The following is a 13,362-nucleotide window of genomic DNA, read 5'->3' as shown; positions in this document are numbered from 1 at the left end:
TTTCACCCCGCGCAGACGGGCTTTCGCTGACAAGGAACCGACAATGTTTAAACCGACCAGGTTGTCCTTCACCCTGGCCGCACTGATGGCCAGTGCGGTCGTACAGGCCGACATCGAAGTGCCGCTGGGCAGCACGCAACGTGTGACCCAGCTGTTCGCTTTTCCCAACAACTGCAACGTGATCTGCTACCGCCCGTGGACGCTGGAGCAAACCGCCGAGCATTATTTGAACCAGAGCCTCCAACGGGACGGCTACAGCCGGGCCAAAGTCAGTGTGAAGACCCATGACGGGCAGGTGTCGGCCACCTTCAGCGGCGTGCCCGACAACTACGGCCAACCGCTGACCACGCTGCTCAACACGGCCGACCTGGCCTACCAGGGCGCCAGCAAGCTCAACACAGACGGCAAATGGGCCTATAACTGGTACCTGTTCCTGCCGCTGGGCATGGCCCTGGAAAACCGCAAAAGCATCGAACTGCTGCACTTCCCGCCGGATTATTCGCTGACCCAGGCCCAGGATTACCTGGAATCGGCGACCACCGACCGCTGGGCCACCCTGCTCACCGACAACGGCATCCCGGCCACCGAAACGCCGGCGTACCAGACCATCATCGACATTGCCCCGATTGCTGCGCCGTCCAACGCCGGCAAGGACCTGGAAACCGTCTACAGCTACTTCACCGACTACCAGACTCGCATGGTCAAGGAGTTGAGCCTGCAACCCGGCGGCTCATTGCCGATGGTGGCGTTCGGCGCGCCGGTGCGCAGCTGGATCAAACAGCAATATGGCCAGACCGTGGGCGTGCTGGGCCTGGCGCAGATCAGCCCGGCAGCGGGCAAAACCGTGTCGGTGCTGGGCGCCAACCACCCCAGTTACATCTGGTACGCGGCCGACCCGGACACCTATGACGGTAACGAGCAAAAGGCCGATGAGGCCGGCTTGAAGGTGATGGGCCAGGACCTGAGCGCTGCTTGCTGGCAAGCCGGGATGGGGCAGAAACCGGCGAGCGATCCGAACGTGTTGCTCAAGGCCTGCATGAACACCTGGCAGGTCACCCGCAAAGAGCAGACCTGCGAACTGTTCTACACCTCGGTACGCAACCTGTCGCCGGAGCGAGCCAATGCCCAATGCGCCACGCCCACCGTCAAGGCACAGCTCAAACAGTTGAAAAGCGCCGCGCCAGCCCCTTCCGTCACGGCCCCGGCGCTGTAAGACACACAGAAAAAAACCAATTTCTACTGCCAGATTTGACAGTAGAAATTGGTTGTAACTTGAGCAAGTCTTGAAGTGCGCCCATTCGCTGTAAGACTGGCAGTCAGACACTCTCCGCAGGTCGATGCAGCCTATACAAGGAGAGTCATGAACACTAAAGCCAAGGACAAGGCTAAAAAAGCCACGAGCACTTACCTTTATCCCTTCAAGTTGCTACTGGGGGAGGGCTACCCCTCGACTGAGCACTTTGAAGTGATGCAAATGGCCAATGGCATGCAAACCGGCATCCGGACACGTGTCGCCGTTGACAGTCGCGTGTGCATCGCCAAGATCTCAGGTTATGCACTGAGCGAGCGACGCGTGCACACGTTGCGGTTATCCCCTCGCATCCACCTGTACGACTGTTGGTTCACTGGCCTGGTCATGCATTCCTGCAATCCGAACGTGTTCCTCGACTTGCATTACCTGGAAGCCTGGACCGTGCGTAACATCGAGGCCGGCGAACAACTGACCATGGATTACGCCACCACCGAGGACGTGCTGTTCCGGCAATTCGCCTGCCAGTGCGGCGAGCAGAACTGCCGGGGCTGGATCACCGGAAGCGAGGAAGCCCCGAACGCCGAAGGCAGGCAATGGTGCGAACGGAACCGGCCTTAAGCTTCGCCCAGCGGGCGCAGGCGATATTGCGGCGGCAACTGCTCGAAACCACTGATGGTGGTGTTCAGGCTCTTCCAGCGACCGTCCTTGATGCCATAGATGCAGCCATGGATCGACAGGCTCTGCCCACGGTGCCAGGCGTTTTGCACAATGCTGGTGTGGCCGACGTTGGCCACTTGCTGAATCACATTCAGCTCGCACATGCGGTCGACGCGTTCTTCTTCGGTCGGCAACTGGGCCAACACATCGCGGTTTTCGTAGTAGAGGTCTCGAATGGTGCGCAGCCAACCGTCGATCAGGCCGAACTGGCGGTCCTGCATCGAGGCGCGTACGCCGCCGCAGCCGTAGTGGCCGGTGACGAGAATGTGTTTGACCTTGAGCACGTCCACCGCGTACTGGATCACCGACAGGCAGTTAAGGTCGGTGTGCAGCACCACGTTGGCCACGTTGCGGTGCACGAACAGATCACCCGGCAGCATGCCGACGATCTCGTTGGCCGGTACGCGGGCGTCGGAGCAGCCGATCCACAGGTATTCCGGGGTTTGCTGGCGGGCGAGCTTGGCGAAGAATTCGGGATCTTCCTGTTTGATCGCGTCCGCCCAGCGTTCGTTGTTATCAAGCAGGTCTTGTAGTTCGTTCATCAGGGAAAGCCTCAGGAATGATGCGCAGTTTTGTGACTGACAACCCCACGTCCAGGTCACGCCCTGCCGGTGAATAACAAGCGTGAATCCGCTTGAATCTTTGGGCCGTGCAGCCTGTCCACACACTATAAGCCCCACAGTATGAGGATTGGCCATGACTGAATCACGACGTCCCTACGGTGCCACACAGCCGGAACCCATCGATGACAATGAAGACCGCATGGGTTCGATGCGCGAGCTGGATTTTGATGAAGAAGAACCCACAGCAGAAATCGGCGATGAGATCCCTCGGCGTGAACGTGAACACCGGCTGCCCGACGAACGGGTGCGTGAGGCCGGGCTTACCGGCGCATCCACCGATGATCACGAGCCGACGGACGATGATTTGAGCCCGGAAACGCTGATCCATGAAGACGGTGCACGGGATGCCCGCGAGTCTGGCGAGGGTGACCAGGCAGACTGGGATTTGAGCATCGTCGGTGAAGATGAGATTGGCGGCGGGAATGGGTTGGATGAGGCGGAATTGGCAGATGTCGACCCGATAGACGGTAAACCTTGATACATAGATTTATCGTCGAGCGAACCCTGTGGGAGCTGGCTTGTCGGATCGCCGCATCGCTGCGAAGGCGGCGGTGAATGAAACACCGTCATCGCGGGCAAGCCCGGCTCCCACAGAGGCCGTGTCCACATTGGAAATGTGTGGTTAATCGACCAGGGTGCAGGCCATGACGACCGCGTCTTCACGGCCCCCCACGGCGGGGTAGTAATCCCGGCGGCGGCCGATTTCGTTGAAACCGTAGCGCTCGTACAGGCGGAAAGCGCCAGTATTGCTGTCGCGCACTTCCAGGAAGCACTCCCGGGCACTGGCGGCATAGGCACGCGACATCAGGTGTTCCAGCAACGCCAGGCCAAGGCCACGGCCCTGGTTTTCCGGTTTGACGGTGATGTTCAGCAAATGTGCTTCGTCGAGGATGATCTGCACCACGCCGTGGCCCACCTGCTGCTCGCCTTCGAACATCAGCCAGATCTGGTATTTGCCCAGCCCATCGAGAAAGATCCCACGGGTCCAGGGGTGACTGAAGGCCGCGTATTCGATTTTCAGCACCGCGTCGAGGTCAGCCTCGGTCATCGGGCGAAAGGATAAAGCCTCACTCATCGGTTGTTTTCCAGCGCGCCATCAGCCGGCGCATGGCTTGCCAGACATCAGCCTTACGCTGTGGCTCTTCCATTAATAGTTCCAGGCCCGGCAGGGCCCATACCGAGCCCAGGCCTTCGACCTGCAACTCGCGATACCAGGACTCGGCGTTGGCCTCGCCGGCAAAGCGCACGGCAGGCAGGCCGATCAGCCACAGGCACACGCAGGGTTCGTCCTCCAGGCGTGCCGACACAAAACCTTGCACAAAATCCCGTGCTGCCTCGGGGCCCTGGTCCATGTTGCCGCGTACCAGAAGCGGCCAGCGCACCGGGTCGCCGACGATTTGCGGGCTGTCGGGCAGGCCGGCGGCGCGCAGCATGTCCTTGAGCAGCATGTAGGCCGGGTCGCGGGTCTGGAAGCGTTCGCCGGTGGGCAGTTCCACCAGCAGCAGGCAGCGCCCGGCGCGCAGCAATTGCAGGGCAAAACGCGGCGGCGGCACGACAGGGGCCTTGACCACCGGGACCGCCTCCTCGGCCACCACGGTCGCCTTGGCCGCCGTCGAAGGGCGTGGCACTTCGATCTTGGCGCGTTCCGCCACCGGACGTACGGGCGCAGGCGGCTTGGCCACCGCGACCGGCGCCGCCTCCTCTCCCGACGCCTCGAGCGCCTCATAGGGCTCAAGCGCTTCCAGCAGCTCGGGCCGCGACGGCGCGGCAAACGGCAATTCGGTGCGGGGCAGCCAGTTGACCACCTGCATGGCGGTCAAGTAAGCGCGACGTCGGGACTCGATAAGCACAGCTCGGCCACTTGTGGATAACTAAAGAGCGGGGATTCTACCGCTGTTCGGCAACAATCGCCCACTGCGCACTGACCGGCTGTGGATAAATCCCCCGCCCGATGCAGTACAATCGCGACTTTTCATCGCCAACCAGCGGCCTTTCCCATGATCGAACCCAAGCGCGTCCTGCGCGCCCTCGCCGAACACTGGGCCTTACTTGAGCCACTGTGCGAACACTTCGACCAAGGCACCTTGAGCCTGGGCGAACTGCGCGCACAATTGGCCGCCCAACAACTGGATAGCACGCCACAGGACATAACCAGCCTGCTGGACGTGTGGATTCGCCTGGATATCTTGGTGCCTGTCGCCAAGAGCCCGAACCGTTTCGAGCTCAATGCGCAGATCCACGACTTCCTGGCCTATCTTCGCAAGGAGCACCGGCTTGGCCTGTGCCTGGAAATCGAAGCCTACCTGCGCCACCTTGAGCGCCTGGCCGGTTATATCCAGGACGCCTTCGACATCCGTGATGGCCACGACCTGGCCCGCCAGCTGCGCTTGCTCGACATGCGCGTGCGGGACGTGCTGAAAAAACTCGCCAACGACGAACAGGCCCTCGCCGCCGTGGCCGACCGGGCCAAGACCAGCGACCGGCAGATCCCGTTGCGCCAGCGTTACGCCGAGGTCCTGGCGACCTGGGACGAATACGTCGAACCGATGATCCAACTGGTGAACGCCGACGGTGCCTTCGAGCAGGGCGTGCGCAAGGTGGAGAACGTGTTGCTGCGCCTGCTGACTGAGCAACAGCGCCTCGGCCATCTGGTGGACGACGACATGCTGCTGCGCACCCACGCGCGCATTCTCGAAATGCAGACCAGCGCCCAGCTGACCTTGCGCCATGCGCGGGAACTGCTGCTGCCCCTGCGTGAAGAGGCACGCCGCCACAACGCCGTGACCCGTGGCGCGGCGCTGGCCCTGTCGGCCATCCGCCGCAAAGGCCTGGACGCGGTGCCTCAGGCGGCCATGCCGATGTTCACCCGCCCGCAAAGCACCTTTCTGGGCAGCGCGAGCCAGGTGGAGGCTTATGTGTACGCGCTGGCGAACTTCGAACCGAAACCGGCAAAGTTTCCAAAAGCGCACAAGTCCTACAAAGGCGACGCCCAGCGCGCACCGCGCACGGTCAAGGAAATGCTCGAGCGCTGCGAAGAGGCACTGCCGATGCCGGACCTGATGACCTGGCTGCTGGAGCAGGAACCGAACGGCGCCACTGACGAATTGCTGTACTGGTTCTCGCGCCTGTCCCGCGAAAAACGCTTCAAGCGCGAACGCCTGGAACGCCGCGATTACCACACACACGAGCACCAGGTCAGCCTGCGCTCCTTCGCCCTGCTCCCGGCCGCTGTTGAAGCGACCGAGAATTCCGCGAGCACACCTCATGCATCTTGATCTTTCCGAACTGTCCCAGCTGGCGCCGATCTTTCGCGAGCTGTTCAAGGGTTACCACGTCAGCCGCCGCGACCCAGAGCTGTACGCGCAACTGTCGAACTTCCAAGACCAGTACCGCACGCTGTTCAAGGCCCTGGGCTTTGAGCTGGTGTGCGACACCCGTGGTTTCTACTATTTCGTGCCGGACACTGCCGTGGCCGCCGCACAGGTGAACAAGACCGCGCAACGCCTGGCGCTGTTCACCTTCATCATCGTCGAGCACCTGGCCGACCAGGGCCGCGACCCGATTGCCGTGCTCGACGGTGGCAGTCTGGGCCGCGATGAGTTGCCGTCGTTGCTGGAGAAGTACCGCGACCTGTTTATCCAGGCCGAAGTGCAGACCCAGGAAGAACTCGAAGAAAAGATCATGCGCCGGATGACCCAATTGGGCTTTGCCAGAGAAGACAACGGCGTGTACCGCTTCCTGCCGCCGATGCACCGCTTCCTCGACGTGTGCCTGTCGGTGCAGCAGGACCGCGACCTCGCGGCCAGCGTCCACAGCGTGTTGCCGTTGCCGGCACCGGTGATCATCGATGAAGACAGCGATGAAAAACTGCTGAAAACCGATGACCCGCTGGACCTGAGCGACTTTGCAGACGAGAGCGAAGAAGACGCCCTGGCCCGTGCCATTGCCGAAGAACAGGAGACCGACGCATGAGTAAGGAACGCTACGGCATCCGCCGCTTCGCCCTATTGAACACCGCCGGTTACAGCCTGGGCCTGTTCCCGCTGGAAGAACCGTTGTCGGTGTATGGCGCGAACAACCTGGGTAAATCCGCGTCGATCAACGCCTTGCAGTTCCCGATTTTGGCACGCATGTCGGACATGAGTTTCGGCAAGTACACCCTGGAACAATCGCGCCGGTTCTACTTTGCCAGCGACACCAGCTACATCCTTGTGGAAGTGTCCCTGCCCCACGGCCCGCACGTGATCGGTGTGGTCGGTCGCGGTCCGGGCGGCGGTTTCGGTCACCAGTTCTTTGCCTATGCCGGCAAGTTGGATTTGGCGCACTACCAGAAGAACGACACCTGCCTGCGCCAGAAGGAGCTGTTCACCAACCTTGAGCGCGAAGGTCTGAAAGCCTACGAACTCAAGCCCGATGAACTGCGCCGGTTGCTGGTGGGTGGCCACACGTCGATCCCACTGGACCTGACGTTGATTCCGCTGCGCTCCACCAGCGAGCAGAGCCTGAAGACCTTCCGCGCACTGTTTATCAACCTGCTGCACATGCGCGAAATCACCGCGGCCAAGCTCAAGCAGTTGTTCCTCGATGCGTTCGAACACAGCCTGCGTTCCGGCAGCGTGGACTACATCGCCGCGTGCGAAGAAGCCTTCCGTGATGTGCGACGCATGGAGCAGGACTACAACTCGCTGGTGGCCGCCGGGCCGCTGGTGGAAGCGCTGTCCAATGGGGTGAAACAGCGCGATGTCCTGCGCGGCAAACTGCATCGCCTGTCGCCGTTGCTGGATTCGTTGCTGGGCACTTGGTCGGACTACGCCAGTGCGCGCAAGGAAGAGCTGACCATCCAGGCCGAGCACTACCGTAACGAGCAGGACACGCTGCAGAATGACCAGCGCGGCGGCACCCAGGAGCTGATGCGCCTGGAGCGGGAGATCAGTGGCATCCAGCGTTGGCTGGGCGAGCTGTCGGTGCTCAAGCATCGCTTTGCACTGGTCGATGACGTGAAGGTGCTGGAGCAGCAGTTGCTGGCGGCCAAGGATGCTCACGATGAACTGGCGGGCGCGTTGGCGCAGTCGCGGCAGTTCAGCGCCGAGGACTTGGACGAACGCTTGCGCGATCTGGAGAAGCGCCTGAAGTCGGTCAAGCAGCAGCTCGATCACGCGGACAACAACAGCTACGCCAAGCTGCGCGAAGAATTCTCACAGCAGGACGTCGAGCGTCTGATGCGCCTGTTCAACAGTTCGTTGTTCAGCCTGCCGTTGGGCGAGCATGGCATCACGCTGGACGAGGACGGCCTTTGGGTCAAATCCCTGGAGCAGATCCTCGATGGCTTCAAGGGTGAACGTTTTGAAGTGCCGGGGCTGTCCATCGACATCTCGCACATCGAGCCACCGGCATTGCAGGCCCTGGCGGACCGCGCAGCGTTGCGTGACCAGAAGGAGCGCCTGGAAAAAGAACTCAAGCAGCTCAAGACCCAGCAGGCGGTAGCCGCTGACCGCGCAGCGAGCAAGACCCAGACCGAAGCGCTGTACCAGCAGGTGCTGGATGCGCAGAAAGCGTTGGAAGACTTCCGCCGCGCACAAACCCTGAGCGCAGAGGAAGGCGAGAAACTCGAAAACCTGGCGCAGATGGAAGCGGCCCAGGATGAGTTGAAACGCTCCAGTGATGCGTTTACCGAGCGCGTCCAGCAACTGTCGGCCAAGCTGCAACTGGTGGGCCGCCAGATTGGCGATATGGAAGCCAAGCAGCGCACCCTGGATGACGCCTTGCGTCGTCGTCAGCTGCTACCGGCTGACTTGCCGTTTGGTACACCGTTCATGGACCCGGTCGACGACTCCATGGACAACCTGCTGCCGCTGCTCAATGACTATCAGGACAGTTGGCAAGGCTTGCTGCGCGCTGATGGCCAGATCGAAGCGCTGTATGCGCAAGTACGCCTCAAGGGCGTGGCCAAGTTCGACAGTGAGGACGACGTTGAGCGTCGCCTGCAACTGCTGATCAACGCCTATGCGCACCGTACCGACGAAGCCCTGACCCTGGGCAAGGCACGCCGGGCGGCGGTCACCGATATCGCGCGGACCCTGCGCAATATCCGCAGCGACTACGACAGCCTTGAGCACCAACTGGCGTTGTTCAACCGCGAGATCAACAAGCGTCAGGTGTCCAACCTGCAGAGCTTCCGCATCGTGCTGGCGCCGAACAAGGAAGCCCTCAAGCACATCGACCAGATCATCCACAGTGCCGGCCAGTATGAGGAAGGCGAAACGCTGTCGGTGTTCGACCTCAGCCAGAGCGCCGAGCAGGACAACAAGAACGAAGAGGCCAAGGAATACCTGGCTCGCCTGGTGGCCGCCAACCATAACCAGCTGGGCCTCAAGGACTTGTTCGAACTGGCGTTCGAGATCACCAAGGTGCACGGCCAGCCGGTGATTCATACCGACATCGACGGTGCGGCGTCCAACGGCACCACCATGACCATCAAGGCGCTGACCAACATGTACTTGTTGCTGCACTTGATGGACCGCGACCAGGCGGGGCGCGTGCGCCTGCCGTACTACCTCGATGAAGCGGCGGACATCGACGAGAAGAACCAGGCGGCGTTGCTGGAAACCAGCCTGCAGTTGGGCTTTGTGCCGATCCTGGCGAGTGTGAAGCCGCAGGTGTCGGCGCAGGTGGCGATCGACTTGGAGGGCGGTAGCGGGCCGAACGGGATCTATATCGATGAGGCGGATTGGAAGTACATCCGTCGTCATGATGTGGTGAAGGCGACGGTGAATGTGCAGGCGGATGAGCCGGAGTTGGATGAGGTCTGATTTTTTCAGCTGAAATGCGAAAGGCCCCTGGATGAGAATCCAGGGGCCTTTTTTATTGCCTGTTCTGGCCTCTTCGCGGGCAAGCCCGCTCCCACAGAGGTACGCATTCCAACTGTGGGAGCCGGGCTTGCCCGCGATGAAGGCGACGCGGTTTATTTGCCGAGTGGGATCTTGGGCGCCCAGGTCAGCCACTCATCCTCGAACTTATCGAACAGCGGGAAAGTTTGCTGCGGCCGTGCAGCGTTGCCCATGCGCTCGCCGTCTGGTGTCGCAAAGGCAATGCCACCGGCCACCAGGGTTTCGAGGGACTCGGTGCGCACCGTTGCGCCTTTGAACAGGCCGAAGTCGAGGCCGAAACCGCTGGTGTTCCAGAAACGGCTGCCACTGCGTACCAGCGGTGCGTATTTGGGTTCGATCAGGATGTGGATCAGCACGCGGTCGGCCGTCTGGCCCAACTCGTAACCGGTGACTTTGCCGACGGTCACTTCACGGTAGGTGACGGGAACGCCTTCCTTCAACGAACCACGACGTGCCGCGCTGAGCGTCAGGCTCAGGCCTTCTTCCTGGTGCACGGCTTCCGGTGGTTGGGCCAGCGCCACGAAGCTTTTTTGCGGCCCGGCGTTTTTGACGGCGGGCTGCACTTCGATGTATTGGCCGGTGACCAACGTTTCCAGGTTCGAGGTTTTCATCAGGCCCAACTCAGGCTTGACCACCCAGAACTGGCTGCCCGTGCGTGCAATGCGATCAGCCACTTGGGTAATGCGCGCGCTGAGCAGGACCGATTGCATGTCGGCACTCAGGTCGACATTCTCGATCTTGCCCACATCCAGCCCTTTGAAGCGGATCGGTGTGCCTGGGCGCAGGCCGTCGGCGCGATCGACCTTGATGGTGACCAGGGTGCCATGTTGATTGGCCGCTTCGCGGTCGGCAAACAGACGGAAACGCGGAATGCGCTTTTTCAACGGCACGTTCGGCTCTGGGGTTTCAAAGGCGATACCACCGGCCATCAGGCTGGCCAGGGATTCACTTTTCACCTGAATGCCGCCGGTGAGGCCACCGGTCAGGGTGACGCCGCTGGCGTTCCAGAAACGCGTCGAGCCGTTGACCAGGTTTTCGTATTCCTTCTCGATGTGGACGCCGATCACCAGTTGCTTGTTCTTGCGCGAGAACTGGTAGCTCTGCACCGAACCGACCTTGACCTGTTTGTAGAGGATCGGGCTGCCCACATCCAAGGAGCCGAGATTGTCGGTGAACAGCACCATGTGCAGGCCTGGGGAGCGCAGGTCCAACGGTGGCGCTTTGGCGCGAGCGACGAATTCGCGCTGGGGCGCGCTGCCTTTGTCGCCGGGGCGGATAGCGATGTAGTTACCTTTGACCAAGGCTTCCAGGCCGGTGATGCCGGCCAGGGAGATCGACGGTTTGACCACCCAGAACTGGGTGTCTTGTACCAGGTAGTCTTCTGCCAATGGGTCGAGCGTCAGCTCGGCGTTGGCGCTGGACAGGTCCGGGTCGATCTTCAGGGTTTTCAGGCTACCGACCTGGATGCCTTTGTACATCACCGGTGTGCGCCCGGCTTGCAGGCCTTCGAAATCGGTGAGCTTGACCTTGACCTTGATGCCCGCTGCGGCGGCGTCGAAGTCTTCATACAGGCGGAACGGCAGGCTTGGGTCGGTGGGCGGGCTGTCCTTGCGGTTTTCCGGTGTGGCGAAGGCGATGCCGCCGGCGACAATGCTGGACAGGGATTCGCTGCGCACTTTTACGCCGGAGAGGTTGGCGTCGATGCTGATGCCGCTGGCGTTCCAGAAACGGGTGTGTTTGCGCACCAGGCTGGCGTAGGTCGGCTCGATGTAGACCTTGATCTCGACGGTGCTCTGGTCTTCGGACAGCAGGTAGCTTTTGACCTGGCCAACCTGGATCTGCTTGTAGAACACCGGGCTGCCGCGGTTCAGGGAGCCGAGGCGGTCGGCCTTGATCGTCAGGTGCAGGCCGGGCTTGGCATCGGACAACGGCGGCTCTTCGGAGAGCGCCTTGAATTTGCGTGTGGGCTCACCATCGCCAGGGCTGGCGGCGATGTAGTTACCTGAGACCAGGGTTTCCAAGCCGGTGATACCGGCGAGGCTGACGCTCGGTTTGACCAGCCAGAAGCGAGTGTTGGTCTTGAGGTATTGTTCGACGTCCTTGTTCATCTCGATGGTGGCAATCACCCCGCGATTGTTGCCCTCGTCGTCCAGGGCCAAGGCCTTGACCTTGCCCACCGGCATGCCTTTGTAGACCACTTCGGTCTTGTTGACCTGGATGCCTTCGCCGCTTTCAAAGCGAACCTGGATTTCGATGCCCTGCTGGGTATAGGCACGCCATCCCAGCCAGCCGCCGATAATCAACGCAATCAGGGGCAGGACCCAAATGGCCGACCAGTTGGAGGCCGGGCGGGTTTTAGCTTTTGGCAAATCACTCATGGTCGTCGTCCGACTCCGTGTTATCCCAAATCAGTCGGGGATCAAAAGTTACTGCGGCAAGCATCGTCAAGATCACCACACTGGCGAACGCGGCAGCGCCGAGGTTGGCCTCGACACTGGCAAGTCGCCCAAAGTTTACAACCGCCACCAGGATGGCGATCACGAAGATATCCAGCATGGACCAGCGGCCTATGAACTCGATAAAACGGTACATCACAATACGTTGTTGCGCAGACAGCGGTTGATGGCGCTGCACCGAGAACAGTAGCAGACCGATGCCCACCAGCTTGAAGGTCGGCACCAGGATGCTGGCGATGAACACCACGGCAGCGATGGGGAACATGCCATGCTGCATCAACTGGATCACCCCGGCCATGATCGTACTGGGGTCACCCTGACCGAGCGAGTTGATGGTCATGATCGGTAACAGGTTGGCAGGAATGTACAAGATGGCCGCGGTGATCAGCAGCGCCCAGGTACGAGTGAGGCTGTTGGGACGGCGGGCATGGATCAACGCACCGCAGCGGGTGCAGATCTGCTCATCGCTGTCGGGGTCCTGTTTGTTCAACTCGTGGCATTCGGTACAAATCAGAATGCCTGCATCAATCGCCCGCATGTTCGTCCTCTCCTGACAGGGCTTCCCAGATCTGGTGGGGCGACATCACCACCTCAAGCAACACCTGAACCATCAATAGGCTGACAAAGCAGGCCAGCCCGAGGCCAATCGTGATGGCGGCCATGTCGGCGAGTTTTACGATCGCCACCAGCACGCCCATCAAGTAGACCTCCAACATCCCCCAATCCTTCATGTGGTGGTAGATGCGGTACAGCAGCAGCCCATAGCTGCGGCCGATGTTCCAGCGAATGCTGAGCAACACGGCTAATTGGCACAACAGCTTGAGCAAGGGGATCCCCATGCTGCACAGGAATACCACGACGGAGACACCTTGCATGCCTGTGTCGAACAGACCGACGACGCCGCTCCATACCGTGTCCTCGGACGTCTGCCCAAGTAAGTTGAGCTGCATGATGGGTAAAAAGTTCGCAGGAATGAACAACAGCAACGCGGCGATCACCAGCGCGAGGCTGCGCTCAACGACGTTGTGACGGTGGGCGTAGAGCTCGTAACCGCATCGCGGGCATTGGGCCTTTTCGCCGAGGGCGAGCGCTGGTTTGCGCATCAGCAGATCGCACTCATGGCATGCCACCAGGTCGTCCAGTGGTAAATCCGACACCTCGAGGGCATCAACCGGATCGGGCATAAGTAGGGCTCAGACTCTAAAAAAGGTTAGGTGGCTATTCTAGTGGTCTGGTTCAGAAATAACTGTGCAAATTTGTCGGGGGATGTGGAGTGATCCGGTTTTCGACCGCCCAAAACAAAACCCCATCTGCTTTCGCAAATGGGGTTTCGGAATTTAATCTTGACGATGACCTACTCTCACATGGGGAAACCCCACACTACCATCGGCGATGCATCGTTTCACTACTGAGTTCGGGATGGGATC

The 13,362-nt window shown here is 60.8% G+C and carries 12 protein-coding genes and 1 rRNA gene; 6 read left to right on the top strand and 7 right to left on the bottom strand.

From position 1 onward, the window contains the following. Positions 1–43 precede the first annotated feature (43 nt). Entirely contained in the window at positions 44–1,213 is a 1,170-nt protein-coding gene (locus ACVWVP_RS03720; protein ID WP_259172019.1) for a hypothetical protein, read from the top strand. 147 nt (positions 1,214–1,360) lie between these two features. Then, positions 1,361–1,870 (top strand): SET domain-containing protein-lysine N-methyltransferase, encoded by a 510-nt coding sequence (locus ACVWVP_RS03715; RefSeq protein WP_457404495.1) that lies wholly within the window; start codon positions 1,361–1,363, stop codon positions 1,868–1,870. Here the strand turns inward: ACVWVP_RS03715 and can are convergent. Further along, complete coding sequence (gene can / locus ACVWVP_RS03710; RefSeq protein WP_003188288.1) at positions 1,867–2,511, bottom strand: carbonate dehydratase; 645 nt, start codon at positions 2,509–2,511, stop codon at positions 1,867–1,869. The genes ACVWVP_RS03715 and can overlap by 4 nt on opposite strands. Before the next feature lie 154 nt (positions 2,512–2,665). Between can and ACVWVP_RS03705 the strand changes: the two genes are divergently transcribed. Beyond that, positions 2,666–3,070: a serine kinase/phosphatase gene (locus ACVWVP_RS03705; RefSeq protein WP_457404494.1), complete on the top strand. Its 405-nt coding sequence runs from the start codon at positions 2,666–2,668 to the stop codon at positions 3,068–3,070. Positions 3,071–3,214: 144 nt separating this feature from the next. Here the strand turns inward: ACVWVP_RS03705 and rimI are convergent, their stop codons facing one another. After that, on the bottom strand, positions 3,215–3,667 hold the full coding sequence (gene rimI / locus ACVWVP_RS03700) for a ribosomal protein S18-alanine N-acetyltransferase (RefSeq protein ID WP_005784514.1): 453 nt from the start codon (positions 3,665–3,667) through the stop codon (positions 3,215–3,217). Next, entirely contained in the window at positions 3,660–4,403 is a 744-nt protein-coding gene (locus ACVWVP_RS03695) for an energy transducer TonB (RefSeq protein ID WP_457404763.1), read from the bottom strand. Before ACVWVP_RS03695 ends, rimI begins: the two co-directional genes overlap by 8 nt. 186 nt (positions 4,404–4,589) lie before the next feature. On the opposite strand from ACVWVP_RS03695, the gene mksB reads away from it, so the two are divergent. The 3 genes from mksB to mksF are packed head-to-tail and all read left to right on the top strand — an operon-like array spanning position 4,590 to position 9,401. Beyond that, positions 4,590–5,867, top strand: coding sequence for an Mks condensin complex protein MksB (gene mksB / locus ACVWVP_RS03690; protein ID WP_178919285.1), 1,278 nt, complete (start codon positions 4,590–4,592; stop codon positions 5,865–5,867). Further along, positions 5,857–6,564, top strand: coding sequence for an Mks condensin complex protein MksE (gene mksE / locus ACVWVP_RS03685; RefSeq protein WP_457404493.1), 708 nt, complete (start codon positions 5,857–5,859; stop codon positions 6,562–6,564). The genes mksB and mksE overlap by 11 nt, the downstream gene beginning before the upstream one ends. Beyond that, complete coding sequence (gene mksF / locus ACVWVP_RS03680) at positions 6,561–9,401, top strand: Mks condensin complex protein MksF (RefSeq protein WP_457404492.1); 2,841 nt, start codon at positions 6,561–6,563, stop codon at positions 9,399–9,401. Before mksE ends, mksF begins: the two co-directional genes overlap by 4 nt. Before the next feature lie 152 nt (positions 9,402–9,553). Here the strand turns inward: mksF and ACVWVP_RS03675 are convergent, their stop codons facing one another. From ACVWVP_RS03675 to rrf, 4 genes are all read right to left on the bottom strand, one after another. Further along, on the bottom strand, positions 9,554–11,857 hold the full coding sequence (locus ACVWVP_RS03675) for a PqiB family protein (protein WP_178919289.1): 2,304 nt from the start codon (positions 11,855–11,857) through the stop codon (positions 9,554–9,556). Then, complete coding sequence (locus ACVWVP_RS03670) at positions 11,850–12,473, bottom strand: paraquat-inducible protein A (protein ID WP_178919291.1); 624 nt, start codon at positions 12,471–12,473, stop codon at positions 11,850–11,852. Before ACVWVP_RS03670 ends, ACVWVP_RS03675 begins: the two co-directional genes overlap by 8 nt. Beyond that, positions 12,460–13,119 carry a paraquat-inducible protein A gene (locus ACVWVP_RS03665; protein WP_178919293.1) on the bottom strand — a complete coding sequence of 220 codons (660 nt, stop codon included), beginning with the start codon at positions 13,117–13,119 and terminating at the stop codon, positions 12,460–12,462. Before ACVWVP_RS03665 ends, ACVWVP_RS03670 begins: the two co-directional genes overlap by 14 nt. Before the next feature lie 157 nt (positions 13,120–13,276). After that, a 5S ribosomal RNA gene (gene rrf / locus ACVWVP_RS03660) occupies positions 13,277–13,362 on the bottom strand; the annotation flags it as partial.

Source organism: Pseudomonas sp. TE24901 (assembly GCF_054058375.1).
The sequence above is the reverse complement of the archived record's forward strand: the minus strand, read 5'-3'. Positions and strand labels throughout refer to the sequence as shown.

Excerpts from the sequence above, each read along its gene's own strand:
- mksE (WP_457404493.1), top strand. The coding sequence starts at position 5,857 with ATGCATCTTGATCTTTCCGAACTGTCCCAGCTGGCGCCGATCTTTCGC.
- ACVWVP_RS03720 (WP_259172019.1), top strand. The coding sequence starts at position 44 with ATGTTTAAACCGACCAGGTTGTCCTTCACCCTGGCCGCACTGATGGCC.
- mksF (WP_457404492.1), top strand. The coding sequence starts at position 6,561 with ATGAGTAAGGAACGCTACGGCATCCGCCGCTTCGCCCTATTGAACACC.
- ACVWVP_RS03670 (WP_178919291.1), bottom strand. The coding sequence starts at position 12,473 with ATGCGGGCGATTGATGCAGGCATTCTGATTTGTACCGAATGCCACGAG.
- can (WP_003188288.1), bottom strand. The coding sequence starts at position 2,511 with ATGAACGAACTACAAGACCTGCTTGATAACAACGAACGCTGGGCGGAC.
- ACVWVP_RS03695 (WP_457404763.1), bottom strand. The coding sequence starts at position 4,403 with ATGCAGGTGGTCAACTGGCTGCCCCGCACCGAATTGCCGTTTGCCGCG.
- ACVWVP_RS03675 (WP_178919289.1), bottom strand. The coding sequence starts at position 11,857 with ATGAGTGATTTGCCAAAAGCTAAAACCCGCCCGGCCTCCAACTGGTCG.
- ACVWVP_RS03715 (WP_457404495.1), top strand. The coding sequence starts at position 1,361 with ATGAACACTAAAGCCAAGGACAAGGCTAAAAAAGCCACGAGCACTTAC.
- mksB (WP_178919285.1), top strand. The coding sequence starts at position 4,590 with ATGATCGAACCCAAGCGCGTCCTGCGCGCCCTCGCCGAACACTGGGCC.
- ACVWVP_RS03665 (WP_178919293.1), bottom strand. The coding sequence starts at position 13,119 with ATGCCCGATCCGGTTGATGCCCTCGAGGTGTCGGATTTACCACTGGAC.
- ACVWVP_RS03705 (WP_457404494.1), top strand. The coding sequence starts at position 2,666 with ATGACTGAATCACGACGTCCCTACGGTGCCACACAGCCGGAACCCATC.
- rimI (WP_005784514.1), bottom strand. The coding sequence starts at position 3,667 with ATGAGTGAGGCTTTATCCTTTCGCCCGATGACCGAGGCTGACCTCGAC.